This window comes from Pseudomonas sp. UV AK001, from assembly GCF_046097675.1.
Lineage (GTDB): Bacteria > Pseudomonadota > Gammaproteobacteria > Pseudomonadales > Pseudomonadaceae > Aquipseudomonas > Aquipseudomonas kribbensis.
Genome location: NZ_JBJUVZ010000008.1, coordinates 276,524 through 299,567 on the forward strand (window position 1 = coordinate 276,524; position 23,044 = coordinate 299,567).

Here is a 23,044-nt window from a genome sequence, read left to right on the forward strand (position 1 = left end):
GTCTTCGGCTTTGGACGGGTGGGACGCGGAGCGTCCCGGGCTGCATTCCTACGCAGAGCGTGGGAACGATCTAAGCGGGAACAATCGTTCAAGAGTAAAGAGAGCACACCCATCCAATTTCCCCCCGACCAATCGTTGCACCATGGCCTGCAATGATTGATCAAGGGTGGACCCATGAGCGCTGTACAACGCAATGACCAGGCGCAAAACCTCGGCCTGCTGTTCCTGCGGGTCTCCGGCGGGTTGTTTCTGCTGTTCGTCCACGGCTTGCCCAAGCTGCTGGATTTCACTGCACAGCTGCGGCTGATTGAAGACCCGTTCCACCTCGGTGCCCACCTCACGTTGATTCTGGCGATTTTCGCCGAAGTCCTCTGTCCGCTGCTGATCGTCGCCGGGTTACTGGTGAGATTGGCGTGCTTGCCTATTCTGTTTGTGCTGCTGGTGGCGCTGCTGCTCGTGCATCCGCAATGGAGTGTGGCCGAAGGGCAGTTCGGCTGGTTGCTGTTGATCCTCTTCACCACTGTTCTGATCGCCGGGCCCGGACGGCTGGCGCTCAATGCCCGTTTGCCCGGAGTGCTTCGCTATGCCTGATACCCCGTCCCTGAGAAAACCGGGAACCGAAGAAACCGTGACGCTGATCGTCAAGCACCGGGTCAAGGCCGGTTTCGAGCAGCCCTACGAAGCCTGGCTGCGCAACATTGTCAGCGTGGCGGGGCGTGAAGAAGGGCACCTGGGCGTGGACGTGATGCGCAGCAAACAGGGCGGCCTCGCGCTGTTCACCTGCGTGCTGCGTTATTGCTCGACCGAAGCGATGCAGCGCTGGCTCGATTCGCCGCAGCGTCAGAAGCTGATCGAAGAAGCGGCGCCGATGCTCGCCGACGGCGACCAGACCGAGGTCAATGCGGCCAACGAATTCTGGTTCACCCCGCTGGTCGACGCCGCCACGCCGCCGCCACGCTGGAAGCAGGCGGTGGTCTCACTTTTCGTGATCCTGCCACACACCTTGCTGGTGCCGTTGATCTGGGGGCCGTTGCTCAAACTCAACGGGTTTCTCTCCAACTATGTGGTCGCCACGTTCCTGATCACGCTGACCATCGTGGTGTCGGTGGTCTACGTGTGCATGCCGGCCGCGACTCGTCTGTTCGCACCATGGCTGGCGGCCAGTCAGTCCCATGAACACCTGGAATCCAATGCCAACCCGCCGCGCTGAGCCGGCGGGTATGGGCTTCGTTTCACTTATCTCGAAGGAACTGCGATGAACGCCGATCTGATTCTGTTCAATGGCCAATTTCATACGGTAGACCGCGAAAAACCGCTCGCCAGTGCCGTGGCGATCAAGGACGGACGCTTTGTCGTCGTCGGCAACGATACGCAGGCCATGGCCCTGCGCGGTGCCGGTACCCAGGTGGTCGATCTCAAGGGCCGCTGCGTGATTCCCGGCCTCAACGACTCGCACCTGCACCTGATCCGTGGCGGCCTGAACTACAACCTCGAACTGCGCTGGGAAGGTGTGCCGTCCCTGGCCGATGCGCTGCGCATGCTCAAGGATCAGGCCGACCGCACGCCGACCCCGCAATGGGTGCGCGTGGTGGGTGGCTGGAACGAATTCCAGTTCGCCGAAAAACGCATGCCGACCCTCGAAGAAATCAACCAGGCAGCGCCGGACACCCCGGTGTTCATCCTGCACCTGTATGACCGTGCGTTGCTCAACCGCGCTGCGTTGCGCGTTGCCGGTTACACCCGCGACACGCCGAACCCGCCGGGTGGCGAAATCGTGCGCGATGCCAACGGCAATCCGACCGGCATGCTGGTGGCGCGGCCGAACGCAATGATTCTGTACTCGACGCTGGCCAAGGGGCCGAAGCTGCCGCTGGAATATCAGGTCAACTCGACCCGTCAGTTCATGCGCGAGCTCAATCGCCTCGGTTTGACCAGCGCCATCGATGCCGGCGGTGGTTTCCAGAACTACCCGGACGATTATCAGGTGATCGAACAACTGGCCAAAGACGACCAGTTGACCGTGCGCATCGCCTACAACCTGTTCACCCAGAAGCCCAAAGAAGAACTGACCGATTTCCAGAACTGGACCGGCAGCGTCAAGTTACATCAGGGCGATGACTTCCTGCGCCACAACGGCGCCGGGGAAATGCTGGTGTTCTCGGCGGCGGACTTCGAAGACTTCCTCGAACCGCGCCCGGACCTGCCGCAAACCATGGAGCAGGAACTGGAGCCGGTGGTGCGCCACCTGGTCGAGCAGCGCTGGCCGTTCCGTCTGCACGCCACCTATAACGAATCGATCAGCCGCATGCTCGACGTGTTCGAGAAGGTCAACCGCGACATTCCGTTCAACGGTTTGCCATGGTTCTTCGACCACGCGGAAACCATCACCCCGCAGAACATCGAGCGAGTGAAAGCGCTGGGCGGCGGTATTGCGATCCAGGATCGCATGGCGTTCCAGGGCGAATACTTCGTCGACCGCTACGGCAAACAGGCCGCCGAAGCCACCCCACCGATCAAACGCATGCTCGCCGAAGGCGTGCCGGTCGGCGCGGGCACCGATGCCACGCGGGTATCGAGCTACAACCCTTGGACTTCGCTGTACTGGATGGTCAGCGGTCGCACTGTTGGCGGTCTGGCGCTGTACGAAGAGGGTTTGCCACGCACCACCGCGCTGGAACTGTTCACCCACGGCAGCGCCTGGTTCTCGTCCGAGCAGGGCAAGAAGGGCCAGATCAAGGTCGGACAACTGGCGGATCTGGCAGCGCTGAGCGCGGACTTCTTCCATGTCGAAGAAGAAGCGATCAAGTGGATCGAGTCGGTACTGACCGTGGTCGGCGGCAAGATCGTTTATTCCGCCGGCGACTTCGAAGACCTCGGCCCGCGTGCCTTGCCGGTACTGCCGGACTGGTCGCCGGTGGTCAAGGTCCCTGGCCACTGGCGCCCGAATTCGCCATTGCAGGCCCAGGTGCACCAGTGCAGCGGCCCGTGCGCGGTGCATACCCACAGCCATGAAAAAGCCCGGATGTCGAATGCGCCGGTCAGCGACTTCGCCGGTTTCTGGGGCGCGTTCGGTTGTTCCTGTTTCGCTTTCTGATCCCGTAAACGGCGCCGGTCTTCGTGGCCGGCGCTTGCCGTATCACCCATCCCCGAGGAGTTTCACATGAGCAACGTTCCTTACAAACGCCTGAACAAAGACGACGCCGTGGTGCTGCTGGTCGACCACCAGACCGGTCTGATCTCGCTGGTGCAGGATTTCTCGCCGAACGAGTTCAAGAACAACGTGCTGGCCCTGGGCGACATCGCCAAGTTCTTCAAGCTGCCAACCATCCTCACCACCAGCTTCGACAGCGGCCCGAACGGCCCGATCGTGCCTGAGCTGAAAGCGCAGTTCCCGGACGCGCCGTTCATTGCCCGCCCTGGCCAGATCAATGCCTGGGACAACGAAGACTTCGTCAAGGCGATCAAGGCCACCGGCCGCAAGCAACTGATCATCGCCGGTGTGGTGACTGACGTGTGCGTGGCGTTCCCGACCCTGTCGGCTATCGCTGAAGGTTTTGAAGTGTTCGTGGTGACTGACGCTTCCGGCACCTTCAACACCACCGTGCAGCAAGCTGCCTGGGCGCGTATGTCGGCGGCCGGTGCGCACCTGCTGAACTGGTTCGCTGTGGCGTGCGAGCTGCAGGTTGACTGGCGCAACGACATGGAAGGCCTGGCGAATCTGCTGTCGGAACGCCTGCCGAACTATCGCAACCTGATCCACAGCTACACCAAGTTCACTGCCAAGTAATTGGTAGAAGAAAAATGCCCGCTGAAGAGCGGGCATTTTTTTGTCTGCCGAAAAGGGCTCAACGCTTTTGCAACCACCCCAGAAACCCGCCCTTACGAACCGGCACAGGCTTGGCCGTCAACGCCAGCCGACTGTTCTGCTGCCGTACCGCCTGCAATTTGTTCAACGCCTGGCCGACTTCGCTGCGCTGTTCCATGCACTGGCGGGTGAGGTTCTTGTCGAGGCGATAAATGATCGAAGACGTCAGCGCCGTGAACGTCGCCTGCGACGGTGTATCCGCCAGAATGCTCTGCTCGCCCATGACTTCGCTCGGGCCCATGCGCCCGGCCTCGGTGAAGCCATTGCCGTCCGGCACGCTGGCGCTGACCACGCCGGTGGCGATCACGAACAGGCTGTCGGGGACTTCCTCCAGACCGAGCACCACCTGCCCGGCGCTGTACTGCTGCGCGACCATCGATTCAGCGAGGCGATCGCGTTCTTCATGGCTCAGCGAGCGGAAGATTTTCACTTCATCGAGCAAGGCACGGGCGCGGGTCGAAGGCTCTATCACGCCGTCCGGATGCCGCGAAATGCCGGCCGCTTCGAGATGGCGGTGGGCGAGGTCGAACAGTTGATTGCGCACTTCGCCTTTCTTGCCCAGTTCAGCGATGAAGCCGCTGGCCACGTATTCCGTCATTTCTTCGCCGGCCTCTTTCAGCAGCGCTTTCGGCGCAGGCGACAGCAGCAGACTGCTGCTGCCTTGCAAGGTGCGGTCGAGGGCGTCGAGCACCCGGCGCGGGCGAATGTGGTTCGGCACCTTGATGCTGATCGACACGCCGTGCAGGTTGTTCGGGCGGCTGAGGTTGACGATCTTGGCCTTGGCTGCCACCGAGTTCGGCACCACGGCCAGGGTCCCGGCGCTGGTCAGCAGGTGCGTGGCGCGCCAGTCGATGTCGAGCACCTTGCCTTCGACGCCGTCGATCACCACGAAATCGTCCACCTGATACGGCTTGGTGGTGTTGAGCACGATGCCCGAGAACACGTCGGCCAAGGTGCTTTGCAGCGCCAGACCGACGACGATGGCGAATACCCCGGAGGTGGCGAGCAGGCCTTTGACCGGCAGCTCCAGCACGTAACCGGCCGCCGCGACGATGGCCGCCAGAAACACCAGCGCACCGATCACGTCCTGCAACAACCGGCCGCTGTGGCCGATGCGCCGCATCAGAATCAGACCGATCACTTCGGTCAGCGCCCGCGCAGCGTACAGCCACCAGAAAATCCCCAGCGCCGTCGCCCCCAGTTGCGCTACCTGATCATCGGCGAACAACGGCGCCTGCAACGGGCTGACGCCGGCATTGATGATCAGCGCGCTGAAGGCCAGGAACAGCACCAGCCGCACACCGACCCGTTGTGCGCGATGCTTGAACGGGACGAGATGCCAGAGCAGGGCGTCGAGCACCAGCAGCAGGGCACTCCAGGACAGCAGGTGGGCAGAAAAAAGGCTCATGGGATGCACTCCGGCGGGCACAAAAGAAAACGCCACACCCGAAGGTGTGGCGAGGGGTTGCACTCAGTTCAGATGGGTCTTCAGTTCTGCCGCGGCCTGGCGCACGGCGGCCTTCACTTCTGGAATCCCGTTCAGCGGGTTGAGCAGGCCGAAGTCGTGAATCATCCCGTTGTAGCGCACCGAGGTCACCGGTACACCGGCGTCGTCGAGGTGGCGGGCGTAGCCTTCGCCTTCGTCGCGCAGCACGTCGAACTCGGCCGTCTGCACCAGTGCGGCGGGCAGGCCCTTGAGCTGTTCGGCGCTGGCGTTGAGTGGCGAGGCGTGGATCTGCGCACGCTCGGCCGGGTTGGTGGTGTAGTTGTCCCAGAACCACTGCATCATGCCCTTGGTCAGGAAGTGGCCCTCGGCGAACTGCTGGTAAGAGCCGTTATCGAACCCTGCATTGGTCACCGGCCACATCAGCAACTGGAAGCGCAGGGCCGGAGTTTTCTGTTCCTTGGCCATCAGCGCCACGACCGCTGCCATGTTGCCGCCGACGCTGTTGCCGGCCACCGCAAGACGCTTGCCGTCTACACCGATGTCCTTGCCGTGTTCCGCCACCCACTTCGTCGCGGCGTAAGCCTGATTGATCGCGGTCGGGTACTGCGCTTCCGGCGACGGCGTGTAGTCGACGTACACCGCGACCGCGCCAGAACCCACCACCAGATCACGAATCAGGCGTTGGTGCGTCGGGAAGTCGCCCAGTACCCAGCCGCCACCGTGGAAGAACATGAACACCGGCAACTCGCCCTTGACCTTGGCCGGGCGCACCACTTTCAGGTTGATCGTCTGGCCATCGACCTTGATCGCCTTGTCGCTGACTTCAACACCGGACAGATCAACCTTCACCGAAGCCTGGGCGCCGGTCAGCACCGCACGGGCGTCTTTCGGGCTCAATTGCTCCAGCGGTTTGCCACCGCCGGCAGCGAGGGCATCGAGGAAGGCCTGGGTGTTGTGTTCGACGCCAGTGCCTTCGGCGGCGAAGGCGTTGCCGATGGACAGGGCGAGGAGGGAAGCGGCGAGGGTTTTCTTGATGTTCATGTGCAATTCCTTTTAAGTCGTTTGAGTTTTTGTAGGCCTTGGTATCGGGCTGCTGTGGCGCTGGGCTTCAGGCCTCAGCAACACCGTGAGCACAGATTAATGAGGTGCCGGAAAGTGAAAAAGCGGCTATAAAGCGTTTAACTGTCAACCAGAGAGTGACAATGAACCCGTTCGAAGACATGCGTATTTTTTGCCAGGTGATGGACTCCGGCAGCTTCACGGCGGCGGCCGATCAGTTGGGCCTGTCCAAGCAGTTCGTCAGCCGTCGATTGATGCAACTGGAGGAGCGCCTCGGCGTGCGCTTGCTCAACCGTTCGACCCGGCGCCTGGACGTGACACCGCTGGGCCAGAGCTATTACGAATCGGCGCTGCGGCTGTTAAGCGAAGTCGAACAGGTGGAGCAGGGCATCGCCGGGCAGACCGCCGAGCCGCGCGGGACGATTCGCGTGAGCGCGCCGCTGTCGTTTGCGGTGGCGCATCTGGGCTGTCTGCTGCCGCTGTTCCTGCAGCGTTATCGCGAGGTGACGGTGGAGGTCGATCTGAGTGACCGGCCGGTGGACTTGCTCGGCGAAGGCTATGACCTGGCGCTGCGCATCGGCGTACTGGAAGACTCGACCCTGATCGCCCGACGCATCGCGGCCATCGAGCGGGTGTACTGCGCCAGTCCGGCGTATCTGGCCGAGCGTGGCACACCGGTCAAACCGGAAGATCTGCTCAGCCATGACTGCCTGCCTTACGGTCACGGGCGTTCGGTGCAGTGGCGGTTCAATGCAGGGCAGGGCAAGCCGCAACTGGTGAATGTCACCGGGCGGATGCGGGTCAACAACGGTGAGTTGCTGCGGGATGCGGCGGTGGCGGGGATGGGGATTACTTACCTGCCGACATTCATTGTCGGCGCGGCATTGAAGGACGGACGGCTGGTGCCGGTGCTGGATGATTTGCGTCCGGAGCCGCTGGTTCTGTCGGCGGTGTACCCGCAGCATCGCCAGGCATCGCGGCCGGTGCAGGCGTTGATCGAGTTTTTGCGTGAGCGGCTGGATAAGACACAAGCGATTTTGTAGTCGCTGAAAAACAGTGTGGGAGCGAGCTTGCTCGCGAAAGCTTTCTGTCTGCCAGCGAAGAGGTTGTGCGTACTGGCGCCTTCGCGAGCAAGCTCGCTCCCACAGGTGTTGCGTTTCAAGGTGATTTAGTTGGCGCGCTTGTCATCGCCTGGCTCGCCGCCAACATGTACGCCACGGTTATCACCGATTTCGCCAGCGCGGTGTACGCCATGATCGTCACCGACTTCACCTGCACGATGGACTCCGTGGTCATCACCGACCTCGCCGGCACGATGGACTCCATGGTCATCGCCGATTTCTCCGGCCCGATGGACGCCATGATCGTCGCCAGCTTCGGCGTGGGTGCCGTTGCGTCCTGATGAGGCGCTGTCGCCGGAGTGGCCCGAACCATGGTCGCTGCCGCTGTGGCCACTGTTTCCACCGCCGCCGCTGCCACTGTTGCCACCACTGCCGCCATGGCCACCGCCATTGCCGCTTCCGCCACCGCCACTTCCACCGTTGCCGCCGCCCCCTCCGCCACTACCGCCCCCTCCATTGCCACCGCCACCACCGCCACTACCTCCGCCGCCGCCCCCACCGCTTCCTCCACCTCCACTGCCACCTTCCTTGGCCTGAACGCTGGACACCCCGGACAGGTTGTCCGGGATCAATACGGTAGACGCCGACAGGACTGCGCCGATGGCCATTGCGAGCATGAGCTTTTGAATGTGCATATCGTTCTCCGTCTTTGTTGTCTTGGTTGGGAACGTGGATGTGCCTTGTTTGCGTGTGATCCGACCCGTTCCCCAGGTCAGTGGATACTCGATGCGAGTTCGAAGATCGGGATGTACATCAGGATCACGATGACGCCGATCAACAGGCCGATGAAAGTCATGAGCAGCGGTTCGAACAGCCGCACGAACCACTCGATCCAGCGGCTGATTTCCTCGTCGTAGAAGTCGGCGCTGCGTTCCATCATTTGCCCGAGATTGCCGGACTGCTCGCCGGCGCGCAGCAGGCGCAGGGACACGGGCGTCACCAGCCGATTGAGCTCCAGCGCGGTGGACAATGACTGTCCTTCGCGCACCCGTTCGCAGGCCTGGTCGAGCCGGGCCCGGGACGCCACGGTGAGCAGGCCGCGCACCATGCCCATGGCGGTCACCAGCGGAATCCCGCCCTGCAGCAGAATCCCCAGTGATCGGTAAAACCGCGCCAGCTCATACATGAAAATCCGCTGGTGCACGGCCGGCAGTTTTTCCACCAGCCGGTCCAGCCCACGGCGGAACGCCGGTTGTTTCTGCAACACGGCGAGGGCGGTGATGATCGCCGCCAGAATCCCGAAAAACTCACCCTGATGGGCGTGCAAAAACATCCCGCTGCTCATCAGCATCTGCGACAGCCACGGCAGGTTCGAACCCAGCCCTTCGAACACCAGACTGAAGCGCGGCACCACGTAACCCATCAGAAACAGCACCACGCCGCCACCGACCACCAGCAACAGCAACGGGTAGATCGAGGCGCTGACGATCTTCTGCCGCACCTCGTCCATGCGCTGGCGATAGCTGACATAACGCCCCAGCGCATCGCCGACCGCGCCGGTTTTCTCGCTGGACTGTACCAGCGCCACGTACAGCGGCGGGAAAACCGCCGACAACTGGGCCAGTGCCTGGGAGAACGACTTGCCCTCGTACAGCAGCCGTACCAGTTCGCTCAGGGTTTTGCGGGCAGCGGGGGCGGTTTCCTTTTCCGCCAGACTTTCCAGTGCATCGATCAGCGGCAGGCCGGCGTTGAGCAACGTGGTCAGTTCCTGGCTGAACAGCACCAGGTTGAAGGTCTCACGCTGGCTCAGGCGCAACGAACGCCAGTGCCGCTCGGCGTGCAGGCTGACCACGCGCAGGCCCTGATCCTCGGCGATGCGCCGCGCTTCGCTGTGTCCGGGTGCCTCGATGTTCAGCGACACCACGCCGGCCTTGCCCACTGCCTTCAAATGAAAACGCATGCCCGGTGCTCCGCTCATTGCCAGTTGGTGATTTCGGCGTTTTCGCCTTCGCCGCCGGGCTGGCCGTCCTTGCCCATCGACAGCAGGTCGTACTCGGCGTTTTCGCCGGGGTAGCGGTAGGTGTAGTTGCGGCCCCACGGGTCCTGCGGGAGTTTTTTCTGCAAGTACGGGCCGGTCCATTTCGCTTCATCGCTCGGTGCGGTCACCAGTGCCTGCAAGCCTTGTTCGGTGGACGGGTAGTGGCCGACTTCCAGCCGATACAGGTCCAGCGCCTTGCTCAGGCCTTCGATCTGCGCCTTGGCGACTTTCACTTCGGAGCGCCCCAGCTGGGCGAAGTATTTGGGCGCGACGATCCCGGCCAACAGGCCGAGCACCACCAGCACCACGAGCAATTCGAGCAGGGTGAAACCCCGTTGGGCGCGCGGACGAACATGCAGCTTCATGATGACCTCCGGTGAGTGGCAGCCGAGTCGCCCCAGGGGCTATGCAATTGCCATGCTCAGCCCCCGATAAATCCCGCGTGTGGGCTGAAGTCCTTGAAATACGGGCCTTTCGAGAGTCGGCACAGTGCTTGCGTACGGCTGAATCACGACAGGTCAGTGGGGCATTTCCCCCAATTTTTCGGGCCTGTCAGGGGAGGCCCAATGCTCAATCCAATCTGCGCAGGACTGCTTGGCTGCATGCTGCTGACCGGCATCGCCGAAGCCGATGTGTTTGTCTCCGTGGACGCCAAGGGCAGCTACGTGCTGTCCAACGTTCACCGCCCCGGACGCACCTACGAACGGGTGATTCACGAGGCGCAAATGCCCGTGGTCAGCCTCGATCAGCAACCGCAGTTGATCGCCAATCAGCCTTACGCCGAGCTGGTGTCGGCTGCCGCTGCAGCCAATCACTTGCCCGAAGCGCTGTTGCACGCGGTGATCAACGCCGAGTCGAACTACAACCCCGGCGCGACATCGTCCAAAGGGGCCGGCGGGCTGATGCAACTGATGCCCGACACCGCCCGGGAGCTGGGGGTGACCGACGTCTACGACCCCCGCGCCAACATCCAGGGCGGGGCCCGGTATCTCAAGCGCCTGATGACCCTGTTCGACAACGACATCGCCCTGGCCGTGGCGGCCTATAACGCCGGCCCCGACGCGGTGCTCAGCCGTGGCCGGGTGATCCCGCCGTTCGCCGAAACCCAGCGTTATGTACCCAGCGTCCTGCGCCAGTACTGGCGTTTGCAGGGGCTGGCGGCAGACGCGCCGTTGTAAACCTTCAACCCGGTTTTCCCCACTTTCGGGGCAAATCCGCCGGGTCGGAAAAACGGGGAATCGGGTGGGGAATATCCCCCGGACTCTCAAATGATTTCTGTAACTGATTGAACAGAAACATGATTTTTTGTGGCATGCGGATTGCTCCAGCGGGTTTGTCGAGAATCATTCCCTGTGAACACTCACTACGAGGTTTCCGATCATGGTTGGCATTCACCACGCACCGTCCCTGTTGAACTGGCTGCTGTTGCTGGCCTCGATGCTCAGCGTCGAACTGGCCAGCGCCGCCGTGCGCTGCGAACGCAATCTGGTGGCTAACGTCGTGGCCTTCGATCAGCCGCTGATGTTCAACCGCCTCGGCGCGCAGAACGTCAACGGCATGATGTTTGCCCTGCGTCGCGACGTGGTCGATGACCACGACCGGTCACTGGCCCAGGGCGGTTCGGCGGTACCGGGCAAAGTGTCGCTGCGCCCGGACAAGCGTCCACGGCCACTGGTGCTGCGCGTGGCGGCGGGGGATTGCCTGACCATCAATCTGCAGAATCTTCTGGCGTATCAGGCCAACCCCAATCATCACGCCGAGCCCGAGGGCGAAGCGGAAAACGCCAACGTCGGCGAAGCTTTCAAGGCCGACGAGCAAGTCGCCGACCGGCATGTCGGCTTCCAGGTCAACGGCCTGCAAGCGGTGAACAGCATCGACGACATCGCCTCGTTCACCGGACGCAACGCCAACAGTCTGGTCGCCCCCGGCGCCAGCCGTTCCTATCTGTTGTATGCCGAGCGCGAAGGGGCGTTCGATGTCAGCAGCCGTGGCGCGACGTTCGGCGGGGAGGGCGCGGCCGGCAACAATGCCAATGGCCTGTTTGCCCAGGTGGTGGTCGTGCCCAAGGGCGGCCGCACTTACCGCAACACCCTCACCGAAGAAGAAATGCGCCTGGCCAGCACTGGCCGTACCCCCGCCGGACACCCCATCGTCGATTACCAGGCCCGCTATCCGCAGCGCGAGCCGTGGCTGCGCGAAGGCAAGGCCGGCTCGCCGATCATCAGCATGGTCGACGGCAGTGAAATCATCTCCAGCGAAAGCGATGCCATTGTCATGGGCAGCAACCCGGACGGCAGCTTTCCGTCGATCACCTATCCGCTGGAATCGGTGGGCAAACGCAACCCGGCACTGCCCAACCGGCTCGAACCGTTCCGCGATTTTGCCGCGCAGTTCCAGGACGAAACTGCCGTCACCCAGGCGTTCCCGGCGTACTTCGCCGACCCGGTGATGGGTCATGTGCTGGAGCCGACCCGCGACTCGTTCATGATCAACTACGGCGCTGGCGGCATGGGCGCCGAAGTGATTGCCAATCGTCTGGGCGTGGGGCCGATGCACGATTGCCTGTCCTGCGCCTACGAAGAATTCTTCCTCAGCTCGCACACTGTCGGTGACGTGGCGATGCTGGTGGATGTGCCGGCCAACACCGGGCTTGAGAACATCGCCCCGGGCCAGACGCCACGTGCCGATCAGGTCGGCGTGAAAGCGACGATGGCGCTGTATCCGTCGGAGCCGTCGAACGTCGCCCACAGCTACATCGGTGACTTCGTCAAATTTCGCAACACCCACAACGGTTACGAACACCACATCTTCCACTTGCACGGCCACCAGTGGCTGTTCAACCCCAACGACGACAACTCCGATTACGTCGACGCCCAAGGCATCGGGCCGGGCGCCGGTTACACCTATGAAATCGCCAACGGCGGCTCGGGCAACCGCAACCGGGTGGCCGGTGATGCGATCTACCACTGCCACTTTTATCCGCATTTCGCCCAGGGCATGTGGGCCATGTGGCGGGTGCACGATGTGTTTGAAGAGGGCACCCGACTTGAGGTTTCCGAGCAAGGTGCCGACGGTTTCCACAGCGAACCCTATGCACTGCGCAGCGGCAAACCTGCTGCCGGCGCCCGGGCCTTGCCGGATGGCGAAATCATTGCCGGCACGCCCATTCCGGCGGTGGTGCCGCTGCCAGGCAAAGCCATGGCGCCGATGCCCGGCAAAGTTGTTGTCGTGCCGAAAATCGGCGAAACGATGGTCGCCGGCCACGATGACGACGATGAGGAAGAAGAGGGCGACGACGATCACCATGGCGGCAACGCTGGCGGTCAGGCTGTGGGTTCGCTGGCTCTGGTTGATCGCAGCGAAGCCAACCGCAACGCCGATGGCAGCCTGAAAAACCCCGGCTATCCGTTCTGGATCGGCGGCATGGAGAGTTCGGTCGGGCAACGTCCGCCGACCCCGCCGCTGGACATGCTCGACGCCGCCACCGCGCAGTCGCTCAAAGCCAGCGGCAAGGCACTGTGGGCCAACCTTGACCCGACGCAATCCGGCGGTTGGGACGGCGGCTTGCCACGCCATGCCCTGGACGGAAAGTCTGCTGGCGGCGAAGCGCTCACCGTGACCACGTCGCTGGATTTCTCCAAGGCAGTCACTCGCGCCAAACCGATCTACCTGCCGGAAGAAGGCACCGAAGTCGAACAGGCAGCGATGGCCTTCCACGCGAAAAAGGATCACCCAAGCTTCGCCTTGCTGCCCGGCAATCAAGTGGTGGCCAAGGCCTTCCGCACCAATGGTGCCTTGCCGATTGCTGGCGCGCCGTACTACGAACCGTGCATGGACGACCGTCAGAAACGTTTGACCAGCAGCGCCGGCAGCGGTGAATTCAACAGCGGCGAGCGCGTTGATGGCATGTCCTTCGTCGGCGCCTCGGCCTTCACCGCCGACCGGCCACGGGTCTACAAAGCGGCCAACATCCAGTTCGATGCGGTGTACAACAAGGTCGGTTATCACTTCCCTCAAGCGCGCATCCTCGCACTGTGGGAAGACGCCTGGCCGGTGATCACCAAGCAGCGTCCGCCGGAGCCGCTGGTGATGCGCATGAACACCTTCGATTGCGTGCAATACCAGCAAACCAACCTGGTGCCGGCCGTCTACGAGATGGACGACTATCAGGTGCGCACCCCGACCGACGTGATCGGCCAGCATATTCACCTGCCGAAGTGGGACCTGACGGCGGCCGACGGTTCCTCCAACGGCTGGAACTACGAGGACGGCGTGCTTTCCCCCGGCGCCGTGCAGGAGCGCGTGCACGCGATCCGCGAGTTCAACCAGTGCGCCGGTACCGACCCGCGCGACGGCACCCCGGCCTGCCCGAAAGCCAAGGCGCATCCGTTTTTCGGCCAATACGGTCGCAGCGACTGGCTGGGCGCGCGCACGGCGATGCAGCGCTGGTTCGTCGACCCGGTGATCAACAGCAAAGGCGTGGATCGCGGCCTCGGCACGATCTTCACTCACGACCACCTCGGCCCATCGACACACCAACAGATCGGCCTCTACGCCACCGTGCTGGCTGAACCCGCCGGTTCCACCTGGTTCCACGCCGAAACCGGCGAGCCTTTGTACAGCGGCGCGCGGCAGGACGGCGGGCCGACGTCGTGGCAAGCGGTGATCAACACCGGCGACCTCGACGGCGACGGTTTGAACGACAGCTTCCGCGAGTTCTTCCTGGAGTACAGCGACTTCCAGCACGCCTATGAAGCCGGGGTGTATGTGGGCGCCGGCCCGAACGGCATCCCGAATGCGCAGGCGTTCCCGGCCACGGCCGACAGTTTCCGCTTTGCGATCAACCCGCCGGTGCGCAACAACGCCGGCAACCTGCTCGAAGCGGTGGTCGAGGCGCGTGGCGGGATCAAACCGGGCTGCCCGAGCCGGCCGTGCCCGCAGGCGATTTCCGTGGATGACCCGGGCATGTTCGTCGTCAATTACCGCAACGAACCGCTGGGCCTGCGGGTGTTCGACCCGAACAAGGTCGGTCCGGACGGCAAGCGCGGCATGCAAGCCGACGGCCTCGGCGGTGACCTGGCGTACGCCATGCAGAGCCGCACCGACCGGGCAATCCCGGCGCTGAACCTGGCACCGAACCAGATCAGTTCGGCCACCGGGCCTACCGGCGGCACCACGCAGTTTCCGCCGCACATCAACAAGGGCGGCGCCGAGCCGGGCGACCCGTTTACGCCGATGCTGCGCACCTACACCGGCGACAACGTACGGTTGCGGGTGCATGCCGGCGGCCACGAGGAAGAGCACAACGTCACCCTGCACGGCGTGAAGTGGCTGCAGAGCGGCTCCGGGTTCGGCAACAGCTCCAACTCCGGCTGGCGCGCTTCGCAGATGGTCGGGATCTCCGAGCAGATGGGCTTCATTGCGCCGGTGTCGATGCTGTCGAGTTCGGCCGCGACCACCGGGGATTATCTGTACTCGATGGACGCCTCGATCGAAGGCTACTGGAACGGCATCTGGGGCGTGATGCGCAACTACACCGCGCAACGCAACGACCTGTTCGCGCTGCCGAACAACCCGAAACCCACCGGCATGCGCAACACCGTGGCGTTCGAAGGCAGTTGCCCACGGATCAGCGCCAACCCCAACGGCATCGGTACCCGGCCCACCGTGCAGCGCAATTATGAAATCGTCGCGGCGCTGGCCAACGACATCCTGCGCAACCCGCTGGGGTTGGCCATCGGCGATCCGGCGGGGCTCGGCCAGCACGTTGGCGGGCCGTTGAATCCGGCGGGCGGCACGCTGGTGTTCAACTCGCGGCCGGTGAGCATTCCGCAGGTGACAGTGACCGATCCTGAAGATGGGGAGACCATCACCATCGGCGGTCAGAGCGGGCCGATCCATGACCCGACCGCGATCCTTTATGTGCGCAAGGCGGATCTCGATCCGGCCACCGGCAAGCTCAAACCCGGCATTCCGGTAGAGCCGCTGGTGCTGCGCGCCGCTGCCGGTGACTGCATCAACATCACCCTGGAAAACCGCCTGCCAAGCGTGATGCCCGACCTGGCGCAGACCGCGATCCTGCAAGGCCTGGTCAAACGTGATCGCAACGGTGGCGACGGTTCGACCACCTTCAACAACAACCTGCTGCGGCCGTCCAGCAATGTCGGACTGCACGCACAATTGCTGGCCTATGACATCACCAAATCCGATGGTGTGAACGTCGGCGCTAACCCGATCCAGACCGTGCCGCCGCGTGTTGGCAGCACCGGTGCGTATCCGACTCGTACCTATCAGTACTACGCCGGGCACCTGGAGCGCGAAGGCAAACCGATCACGCAATTGGGGCGCAGCGTCGACAACATCAACGCCACGGCGGTGGAGTTCGGCGGACTCAACTTCACCCCGGCGGACGTGATCAAACAACCGCAAAAAGGCCTGGGCGGGGCGATGAGCATCCTGCCGGTGGGTGCCACCTGGGTCGACGACGTACGCAAGGTCAGCGCCACGGTGACGGCGGCGGGGCAGACGGCCTATCGCGACTTTGCGATGGTCTGGCAGCGCGCGCTGAACCTGCGCTGGGCCAATGGCCGGCCGGTGGAAGGCATCGCCTCCGAAGGCATGGGCGTGCCGAACGATCCGAAGGACAACGCCGGCATGGCCATCAACTACAAGGCCGAACCCATGTGGTACCGCTTCGGCCTGGCGCCGGACGCACCGTTCGGCCGCGCCGACGGCCATGGCTATGGCGACGTGCCCAACGCACACATGGCCTACAGCAATGCGCTGGTCGGCGGCGATCCGCAGACTCCGGTGTTCTACGCCAGACCGGGTCAACCGTTCCGCACCCACATCCTGATGCCGACCGGCGGCAGCCGTGGTTCGACCTTTCAGCTCGACGGACATCTGTGGTCGGTCAACCCGTTCCAGTCGGAGAAGAGCGACGTCGGTGGCTACCCGATGAACACCCCCGGCGTGGGTTCGGTGAAGTTCGGCTACAACCCGATGTCGATGTACATCGGCGCCCGCGAGAGCGTGCTGCCGGCCGCGCACTTCAGCTTCATGTTACCGAGCGCCGGCGGGGCCAACGCGATAGCGGGGGACTACCTGTTCCGCGACAACGCCTCGTTCGGCAACACGGCTGGGTTGTGGGGATTGTTGCGGGTGACCAATGAGGCCGAGCCGGCACCGCCCGCTCAGTAACCGGACGGGGTTGTATTGGCAGGGGAGAGCGACATGAACAGGATCATCAACATCATCGGCGTAGGTCTGCTGACCATCGCAGGTGCGCTGCTCACGCTCGGCGAGCTTGCCCTGGCGCAGACGCTGACCCGCGACGGCGTGTCCATCACGTTCAACCTGCAACCGCTGGCCCGCGACGGCAAATTGCGTGAAGGCGAGTTCGCCGACGTGCAGTTCCGGGTCACCGATGGCGCCTCCGGCCAGCCGCTGTCCGGGGTGGCGCCGGGGGCGTGGATCGATCCGGAAACCGTTGCCGCCGACCAGGCCCAGGGCCGCGACAAAAGCTGCAAATCCCGGGTCGGGACGTTCCTCAAATCCAACATCGGTGCGCGGCCATTGCTCGATCTCAACAGCTATTTTTTGCTGGTGATGAACCGTGATGCCAGCGTTTCGGTGGTTGATCCTTCGGTGTCGGTCGGCGGCATCACCAGTACCCTGGCGCGGATCGAACTCAAGCAACCGCCGATGGACTGGGTCACGCCCAGGGACAATAAACGGGTGTTCGTGTCGATGCCGGCAGCAGGCGCAGTGGCGGTGATCGACAGCGAACAATTCAAGGTCCTCGACTCGGTGGACGCCGGCAGCCAACCGGTACGGGTCGCGCTGCAACCGGACGAGCGCCTGCTGTGGGTCGGCAACAACACGGCGAAGACCGAAGAATCCGGTGTCACCGTGATCGATGCCCAAAGCCTCAAGCCACTGAAGCATCTGGCGACTGGTCGCGGCCACCATGAAATCGCTTTCAGCAAGGACAACCGCTTCGCCTTCGTCAGCAACCGCGACGACGGCACGTTGAGTGTCATCGACATCGCCAGCCTGAGCCTGCTGCAACAGATCAAAACCGGTTCCAGCCCGTTGTCGGTGGCGTACTCGCCGCTGTCCGGCGCGGTGTACGTGGCTGACGGCAAGGACGGCACCGTCACGGTGATCGACGCCAACAGCCGCGCCGTGCGACGGGTGATCAAGTTGCAACAGGGCCTCGGCCCGATGGGCTTCAGCGCCGATGGTCGCTTCGGCGTGGTGCTGAATACGGTAGAGAATCGCGCCACGGTCATCGATGCGGCCAATGATTCAGCGATCCATGAGCTGGACGTCTCGGCCGAACCCTGGCAAGTGGTGTTCACCAAGGCCTACGCCTACGTGCGCGGGCTGGCGTCGCCGAAGGTCACGATGATCAATCTGGCGTCGCTCGGCGAAGGGCGTCAGCCGATCAGCCAGGGTTTCGAGGCCGGGCCGCAGCCGCCACGGCTGGCCGGGGATCTGCCGCTGGCGTCGAGCCTCGCCGTGTCGCGGGACGACAACGCGGTGTTCGTGGTCAACCCGGTGGACAACACCACCTATTTCTACGCCGAAGGCATGAACGCGCCGATGTCCGGTTACCCCAATCGCGGGCAGGTGGCGCGTGCGGCCATGGTGGTCGACCGCAGCCTGCGCGAAGTGTCGCCAGGACTGTACAGCGCCCGGGTGAAACTGCCGGCGGCCGGGCGTTTCGACGTGGCGTTCCTGCTCAATCAACCGAACATCATTCATTGCTTCAGCGCCCAGGTGGAGTCCGACGGCGCGACTGAAAAACACGTCGGCCCGCCGACAGTCGAGTTCCTGCCGGGCAAGACCGCCGTGGCGCTCAACGACCCGTACGTGGTGCGGTTCCGCATCGTCGAGGGCAAACAGAAGGCGCAGCGCACGGGCGTGAAAGACGTGCAGTTGCGCTACTTCCTCGCACCCACATCCCGGCCCCGTGAAGTGCCAGCGCTGGAAGGCGCCGACGGTGTGTACGAAGCCCCGGTGACCCTCGACCGCAGCGGCGCCTGGTACCTGCATGTGCGCGCGGCATCGCTGGGCGCCGGTTTCGACGACAAGACATTTGCCAGTGTCCGGGTACTGCCCGGCCAGACTCAGTGACGAGGACAACGCCATGAACCGATTTACATCATCCGGCCTGCTGACTCTGTGTCTGTTGGCCGCCGGCATTCATCAGGCCTGGGCCCATTCGGCGGACGAACACTCTGGGCACAAAGCGCCGGCCGCCAGCACCCAGGAACACACCCAGGTCAAATTCGCCGACGTGCCGCTGCTCGACCAGAACGGCAAGACCGTGCATCTGGAGCAGGATCTGGTGCACAACAAAATCGTCGTCATGAGCTTCATCTACACCAGCTGCACCACGGTCTGCCCGGTGGTCTCGTCGATCATGGGCAAGGTGCAGAAACAGTTGGGTTCGCGGGTCGGCGGCGAAGTGCAACTGGTGTCGATCAGCATCGACCCGCAGCGCGACGACCCGAAACGCCTGCAGGATTACGCCCGCTCTTTCCAGCGCGGGCCGGGCTGGAGTTGGCTGACCGGTTCACCTCAGTCGATCAACGCCACCCTCAAGGGCCTCGGCAGTTTCAGCGGTGACTTCAAGAATCATCAGCCGCTGATCCTCGTCGGTGACGGCAACAGCCGCCACTGGATGCGCTACTACGGCTTCACCGACCCGGCGCTGTTGGCCAAGGAAGTGGAAAAACTCAGCGGCCTGCGCACCCACGCCAGACACACCGCAATTGCCATGGAGCAACAGCCATGAGAATGCTCGACTGGATCTCCCTGACAATCTGTTTCCTGATTCTCGGCAACGTGGCGTTCGCCCACGAAGGTCATGCGCCCGAGGCCCCGGTAACGGTTGCCACTGCGCCGGCCAAAGGCACCCACGATGCAAAGACCTGGTTCACCGACACGCCGTTGCTGGATCAGCACGGCAACACTCAGCGCTTCTACAGCGATGCCTTGCAAAATCGCGTGGTGTTGCTCAACGTCATTTTCACCAGTTGCAACGATGCCTGTCCGCTGATCACCCGCAAGCTCAAGGAAGTCCGCGAGCTGCTGGGCGACAAGGCTGACGGCGTCACTTTCATTTCCCTTACCAGTGATCCGCTGCGCGACACGCCGGCGGTGCTCAAGGCTTACACCTTGAAGCAGGGCGCCGATGACCCTCACTGGCTTTTCCTTACCGGCGACAAGGCGCAGATGGATCTGGTGCTTGGTCGCATCGGCCAGATCGTGCCGACGCCGGAGCAGCATTCGACCCAGTTGATCGTCGGCGATGTCGCCAACAAACGCTGGAGCAAGATCCGCCCCGACGCCCCGGCCGCCGCCATTGCCCAGCGCTTGCAGTTGCTGACAATGCCCGTGGCCGGCCGCTGAGTCCGCGCCATGAGCCTGCGCCGCGTCCTCGCCCTGATCCTGCTCGCTGGCGCCAGCCTCGGCGCGGCCGCATTGCCGCTGACCGATGAAGAAAGTGCCGGCAAGCGCCTGTATCGCGAAGGCCTGTCGGCCAGCGGCGAGGCGATCATGGCGCGGGTCGGTGCAGCGGACGTGTTGCTGCCGGCCACGAGTCTGCCGTGCGCCAACTGTCACGGCGCCGACGGCCTTGGCCGGCCTGAAGGCGGGGTACGGCCGCCGGAGCTGAACTGGTCACGGCTGACCAGCATCCACGGTCAGCAGCGGGTCAACGGGCGCAGCTACCCGGCGTACACCGACAGCAGCCTGGCGCGGGTGATTCAGGAGGGGCGTGACCCCGGCAACAATCGGCTCGACCCGAGCATGCCGCGCTTTCTGCTGTCGATGAAGGATCAGCGCAACCTCACCGCTTATCTCAAACGCCTGGCCGATGATCGCGATCCGGGGCTCGATGACCAGTCCTTGCACCTGGGCACTTTGCTGCCCAGTCAGGGGCCGCTGGCCGAGGAGGGCGCCACCGTCGCGGCGGTGCTCAACGGCAGCGTGGCGCGGATCAATCAGGCCGGGGGCATTCATGGCCGGCAACTGCGTCTGACCGTGATCGATCCCGGCCCGGATCGCGCCAGCGCCGAGCAGGCCCTGCAACGGCTGATCGACGAGGAAAAGGTCTTTGCGCTGATCGCTCCGCTGGCCCCGGCGCTGGACAACGAACTGGCGCCGCGCCTGGAACAGGCCGGTCTGCCGCTGATCGGGCCCTTGTCCTTGATGGGGTCGGTGCAGGCCAGTGCGCAGATCTTTGAACCGCTGCCGGGATTGCGTGAGCAGTTGATCGCCCTGGCCGACTACGCCGCCGCCAGCCTGAAAGTGCTGCAAGGGCCGACCTTGATCACGTATCCCGACGATCCGGCCCAGATGCAAGCGGCGCAAACGTTGAGGCAATACTTGCAGGATCACGGCTGGCAAAAGGTCCGGCTACAGGCCTACGATCCGGCGGCGGACAGCTTGCCGCTGGGCTCGCGTTCGGTGTTCTACCTGGGCAGCGGCAGCGGTTTCAGTCGGTTGGCGGCTGGGCTGCAGCAGGCCGGGCAGGTGCCGTATCTGTTCGCGACGTCGGGGCAGGTGGCGGGTGATTTGATGCAAGTGCCCGAGGGCTTTTCCCGGCGCGTCTTCCTGGCCTATCCCTTCGTACCCAGCGACTGGACCCAGGCCGGGCGCATGGCCCTGACCCTGCTGCGCGAACATCAGGGCCTCGGCGCGCAGCACGCGGTGCTGCAAGTCGGCGCCTACGCCTCGATGCTGCTGTTCAGCGAAGCCATGAAGCAGGCCGGGCGCGACGCCAGCCGCGAAAAAATGGTGACAGCCCTCGAAGGCCTGCACGACTTCGACACCGGCCTGACCCCGCGCCTCAGCTTCGGCCCCGGACGACGTTCGGGCCTGAGCGGGGCGCACGTGGTCACCGTCGATTTGCCCGATCAGCGCTTCTACCTGGTCGCGCCCTACAAACCGATTCTCGCGAGCCCCTGAACGGAGGCCTTGATCATGAAGCTCAAAAGCGTGTTGTGGCTGCTGGCGTGCTGGTTGCCGATGACGTTCGCCAATCCGGAAACGGTGGCGGCGCGGGTCAACGGCGAGGTGATTTCCGGGTTTCGCCTGGAGCGGTTTTTCGCCGAGTACCTGGAAGACCGGGGCCGCGCCGTCGCGAGCATTCGCAGTCCCAAGGCCTATAAACAACTGCGTCAAGCGGCGCTGGACACGCTGATCGACAAGGAACTGCTGTGGCAGGAGGCGCAAAAACGTGGCCTGAAGATTGACGATCAGGCAGTGCAGCAACAGGTCGAGCAGATTCGCGTGGCCATCGGTGGTCGCGACAATTTCCTGCGGCGTTTGCAGGATGCGGGGTTCGATGAAGCTTCGTTCACCGAGTACACCCGCCGTGAGCTGGCGGCGCAGCAGATGTTTGCCGCGTTGATCCGCGCCAATACCTTGCAGGCACGGCACCTGCTGGTTCGGGTGGCGCCGGACGCCGATGCCGCCACAGACGCGGCGGCGCGTCTACGCTTGATGCAGATGCGCGCCTCCGTGGTCGAGGGCGCAACGTTCGCCAGCGATGCCGTGCGCTCGCCATTCGGCTGGCATTTGATTTATTTGCCGAACCACTTGGAGGCAGCCGATGTCCCAGAGGTGCAGGGGCTTGCAACAGTCCGGGTACAGCGTGCCCGACAGCAACAGGCCCTGGCTCGTCGCCAGGTGCTCGCGCAATTGCGGGCGCAGAACAGGATCGAACGAATTGACGACGATTGAAGGTTCCCCCCCAATAGTGGGGAATGGCTTCGATGCCCATTCAGGTGCTTCCCCGTTTCTGGGGAACGGGGGACCGGGACGAGCGGGCATTGTCATCAAATTCAAGGACATGAAGACCAAAATTTACCGGCACTCGGCCTGGCATGAAGTGTGCGTTACCTCTTGTGAGGCGCACTCCAGCAGGTTCGGGCAGTTGATGTGAATAGGCCGGATTTGTAGCTGCAAGGAGTTCACCTTGGTTAACAAAGTACTGGTTGTCGAAGACGAACTGCTGCTTGCACAGAACCTTCAGGATTACCTGTCGGCGCAAGGGCTGGACGTCCGGATTGCACATGACGGCGCAGACGGAATCGGCCAGGCCGAGACCTTCGCTCCCGACGTGCTGGTGTTCGATTACCGCTTGCCCGATATGGAAGGGTTCGAGGTGCTCGACGCGGTCCGCCAGAACAGGGCGTGTCATTTCGTGCTGATAACGGGTCACCCGACCGCTGAAGTCTGTGAGCGGGCGCGGCAACTGGGGGTCAGTCACATCCTGTTCAAACCGTTTCCTTTGGCGGAACTGGCCCGAGCTGTCTGCGACCTTCTGGGGATCCAGCGCGAAGCGAAACCCGGTGCGAGCCAATCCGAAGGCTTCGTCGAACGACGCCAGAGCAGGACCGAGAGCTTCCCGTTGCAGTTGTACGATGGCAGTTGGGTGCTGGCGGACCGCCGACGAAACCGGTCGGAGGCCATGGCACCGGACGACGATCAAATGCTCACCGGGGAGTAATGGCGCGATAGACGTTCCGGCACTCGCCGAACCCGCCTCCCGCGCC

General features: G+C 63.5%; 18 protein-coding genes. 13 read left to right on the forward strand and 5 right to left on the reverse strand.

Features of this window, described 5'->3' with window-relative positions:
* The first annotated feature begins 174 nt into the window (after positions 1 to 174).
* The 4 genes from ACKLNA_RS21885 (at position 175) to ycaC (ending at position 3,787) form a co-directional block, all read left to right on the forward strand.
* Entirely contained in the window at positions 175 to 591 is a 417-nt protein-coding gene (locus tag ACKLNA_RS21885) for a DoxX family protein (protein WP_408987065.1), read from the forward strand.
* Positions 584 to 1,210 carry an antibiotic biosynthesis monooxygenase gene (locus ACKLNA_RS21890; protein WP_408987066.1) on the forward strand — a complete coding sequence of 209 codons (627 nt, stop codon included), beginning with the start codon at positions 584 to 586 and terminating at the stop codon, positions 1,208 to 1,210. Before ACKLNA_RS21885 ends, ACKLNA_RS21890 begins: the two co-directional genes overlap by 8 nt.
* A 45-nt stretch (positions 1,211 to 1,255) precedes the next feature.
* Positions 1,256 to 3,094 carry an amidohydrolase gene (locus tag ACKLNA_RS21895; protein ID WP_085747770.1) on the forward strand — a complete coding sequence of 613 codons (1,839 nt, stop codon included), beginning with the start codon at positions 1,256 to 1,258 and terminating at the stop codon, positions 3,092 to 3,094.
* A 66-nt stretch (positions 3,095 to 3,160) separates the two neighbouring features.
* Positions 3,161 to 3,787, forward strand: a complete 627-nt coding sequence (gene ycaC / locus ACKLNA_RS21900; protein WP_408987067.1) for an isochorismate family cysteine hydrolase YcaC — start codon at positions 3,161 to 3,163, stop codon at positions 3,785 to 3,787.
* A gap of 58 nt (positions 3,788 to 3,845) precedes the next feature.
* Here ycaC and ACKLNA_RS21905 read toward each other — a convergent pair whose 3' ends face one another.
* Together ACKLNA_RS21905 and ACKLNA_RS21910 are read right to left on the reverse strand one after the other, a co-directional pair.
* Complete coding sequence (locus ACKLNA_RS21905) at positions 3,846 to 5,273, reverse strand: mechanosensitive ion channel domain-containing protein (RefSeq protein WP_408987068.1); 1,428 nt, start codon at positions 5,271 to 5,273, stop codon at positions 3,846 to 3,848.
* Positions 5,274 to 5,336: 63 nt separating this feature from the next.
* Positions 5,337 to 6,353, reverse strand: a complete 1,017-nt coding sequence (locus ACKLNA_RS21910) for an alpha/beta hydrolase (protein ID WP_408987069.1) — start codon at positions 6,351 to 6,353, stop codon at positions 5,337 to 5,339.
* 161 nt (positions 6,354 to 6,514) lie between these two features.
* Between ACKLNA_RS21910 and ACKLNA_RS21915 the strand changes: the two genes are divergently transcribed.
* On the forward strand, positions 6,515 to 7,414 hold the full coding sequence (locus tag ACKLNA_RS21915; RefSeq protein WP_408987070.1) for a LysR family transcriptional regulator: 900 nt from the start codon (positions 6,515 to 6,517) through the stop codon (positions 7,412 to 7,414).
* A gap of 125 nt (positions 7,415 to 7,539) precedes the next feature.
* Here ACKLNA_RS21915 and ACKLNA_RS21920 read toward each other — a convergent pair whose 3' ends face one another.
* The 3 genes from ACKLNA_RS21920 to gspG all read right to left on the reverse strand — a co-directional run bounded on the left by ACKLNA_RS21920 (position 7,540) and on the right by gspG (position 9,835).
* Positions 7,540 to 8,127: a hypothetical protein gene (locus ACKLNA_RS21920; protein ID WP_408987071.1), complete on the reverse strand. Its 588-nt coding sequence runs from the start codon at positions 8,125 to 8,127 to the stop codon at positions 7,540 to 7,542.
* Between the two features lie 77 nt (positions 8,128 to 8,204).
* Positions 8,205 to 9,392 (reverse strand): type II secretion system F family protein, encoded by a 1,188-nt coding sequence (locus tag ACKLNA_RS21925; RefSeq protein ID WP_085712060.1) that lies wholly within the window; start codon positions 9,390 to 9,392, stop codon positions 8,205 to 8,207.
* A 14-nt stretch (positions 9,393 to 9,406) separates the two neighbouring features.
* A complete protein-coding gene (gene gspG / locus ACKLNA_RS21930) occupies positions 9,407 to 9,835 on the reverse strand; it encodes a type II secretion system major pseudopilin GspG (RefSeq protein WP_085712061.1) in 429 nt (142 codons plus the stop codon).
* A gap of 201 nt (positions 9,836 to 10,036) precedes the next feature.
* Here gspG and ACKLNA_RS21935 point away from each other — a divergent pair, with 201 nt between their 5' ends.
* From ACKLNA_RS21935 to ACKLNA_RS21970, 8 genes are all read left to right on the forward strand, one after another.
* Positions 10,037 to 10,648: a lytic transglycosylase domain-containing protein gene (locus ACKLNA_RS21935; protein ID WP_408987072.1), complete on the forward strand. Its 612-nt coding sequence runs from the start codon at positions 10,037 to 10,039 to the stop codon at positions 10,646 to 10,648.
* 202 nt (positions 10,649 to 10,850) lie between these two features.
* On the forward strand, positions 10,851 to 16,670 hold the full coding sequence (gene mnxG / locus ACKLNA_RS21940; RefSeq protein ID WP_408987073.1) for a manganese-oxidizing multicopper oxidase MnxG: 5,820 nt from the start codon (positions 10,851 to 10,853) through the stop codon (positions 16,668 to 16,670).
* Positions 16,671 to 16,703: 33 nt separating this feature from the next.
* On the forward strand, positions 16,704 to 18,611 hold the full coding sequence (locus ACKLNA_RS21945; protein WP_408987074.1) for a cytochrome D1 domain-containing protein: 1,908 nt from the start codon (positions 16,704 to 16,706) through the stop codon (positions 18,609 to 18,611).
* 13 nt (positions 18,612 to 18,624) lie between these two features.
* Positions 18,625 to 19,275, forward strand: coding sequence for an SCO family protein (locus ACKLNA_RS21950; protein WP_408987075.1), 651 nt, complete (start codon positions 18,625 to 18,627; stop codon positions 19,273 to 19,275).
* Positions 19,272 to 19,892, forward strand: coding sequence for an SCO family protein (locus ACKLNA_RS21955; RefSeq protein ID WP_408987076.1), 621 nt, complete (start codon positions 19,272 to 19,274; stop codon positions 19,890 to 19,892). Before ACKLNA_RS21950 ends, ACKLNA_RS21955 begins: the two co-directional genes overlap by 4 nt.
* A gap of 9 nt (positions 19,893 to 19,901) precedes the next feature.
* Positions 19,902 to 21,452 carry an ABC transporter substrate-binding protein gene (locus ACKLNA_RS21960; RefSeq protein WP_408987077.1) on the forward strand — a complete coding sequence of 517 codons (1,551 nt, stop codon included), beginning with the start codon at positions 19,902 to 19,904 and terminating at the stop codon, positions 21,450 to 21,452.
* Positions 21,453 to 21,467: 15 nt separating this feature from the next.
* Positions 21,468 to 22,229: a SurA N-terminal domain-containing protein gene (locus ACKLNA_RS21965; RefSeq protein ID WP_408987078.1), complete on the forward strand. Its 762-nt coding sequence runs from the start codon at positions 21,468 to 21,470 to the stop codon at positions 22,227 to 22,229.
* A gap of 235 nt (positions 22,230 to 22,464) precedes the next feature.
* The gene (locus ACKLNA_RS21970; RefSeq protein WP_408987079.1) at positions 22,465 to 22,998 is read left to right on the forward strand and encodes a response regulator; all 534 of its coding nucleotides are present in this window, start codon (positions 22,465 to 22,467) and stop codon (positions 22,996 to 22,998) included.
* Positions 22,999 to 23,044 lie beyond the last annotated feature (46 nt).

Coding starts and splice junctions, on each gene's coding strand:
- ACKLNA_RS21915 (WP_408987070.1), top strand. CDS start 6,515: ATGAACCCGTTCGAAGACATGCGTATTTTTTGCCAGGTGATGGACTCC.
- ACKLNA_RS21910 (WP_408987069.1), bottom strand. CDS start 6,353: ATGAACATCAAGAAAACCCTCGCCGCTTCCCTCCTCGCCCTGTCCATC.
- ACKLNA_RS21905 (WP_408987068.1), bottom strand. CDS start 5,273: ATGAGCCTTTTTTCTGCCCACCTGCTGTCCTGGAGTGCCCTGCTGCTG.
- ACKLNA_RS21960 (WP_408987077.1), top strand. CDS start 19,902: ATGAGCCTGCGCCGCGTCCTCGCCCTGATCCTGCTCGCTGGCGCCAGC.
- ACKLNA_RS21935 (WP_408987072.1), top strand. CDS start 10,037: ATGCTCAATCCAATCTGCGCAGGACTGCTTGGCTGCATGCTGCTGACC.
- ACKLNA_RS21955 (WP_408987076.1), top strand. CDS start 19,272: ATGAGAATGCTCGACTGGATCTCCCTGACAATCTGTTTCCTGATTCTC.
- ACKLNA_RS21965 (WP_408987078.1), top strand. CDS start 21,468: ATGAAGCTCAAAAGCGTGTTGTGGCTGCTGGCGTGCTGGTTGCCGATG.
- ACKLNA_RS21950 (WP_408987075.1), top strand. CDS start 18,625: ATGAACCGATTTACATCATCCGGCCTGCTGACTCTGTGTCTGTTGGCC.
- ACKLNA_RS21925 (WP_085712060.1), bottom strand. CDS start 9,392: ATGCGTTTTCATTTGAAGGCAGTGGGCAAGGCCGGCGTGGTGTCGCTG.
- ACKLNA_RS21895 (WP_085747770.1), top strand. CDS start 1,256: ATGAACGCCGATCTGATTCTGTTCAATGGCCAATTTCATACGGTAGAC.
- mnxG (WP_408987073.1), top strand. CDS start 10,851: ATGGTTGGCATTCACCACGCACCGTCCCTGTTGAACTGGCTGCTGTTG.
- ACKLNA_RS21945 (WP_408987074.1), top strand. CDS start 16,704: ATGAACAGGATCATCAACATCATCGGCGTAGGTCTGCTGACCATCGCA.
- ACKLNA_RS21920 (WP_408987071.1), bottom strand. CDS start 8,127: ATGCACATTCAAAAGCTCATGCTCGCAATGGCCATCGGCGCAGTCCTG.
- gspG (WP_085712061.1), bottom strand. CDS start 9,835: ATGAAGCTGCATGTTCGTCCGCGCGCCCAACGGGGTTTCACCCTGCTC.
- ACKLNA_RS21885 (WP_408987065.1), top strand. CDS start 175: ATGAGCGCTGTACAACGCAATGACCAGGCGCAAAACCTCGGCCTGCTG.
- ycaC (WP_408987067.1), top strand. CDS start 3,161: ATGAGCAACGTTCCTTACAAACGCCTGAACAAAGACGACGCCGTGGTG.
- ACKLNA_RS21890 (WP_408987066.1), top strand. CDS start 584: ATGCCTGATACCCCGTCCCTGAGAAAACCGGGAACCGAAGAAACCGTG.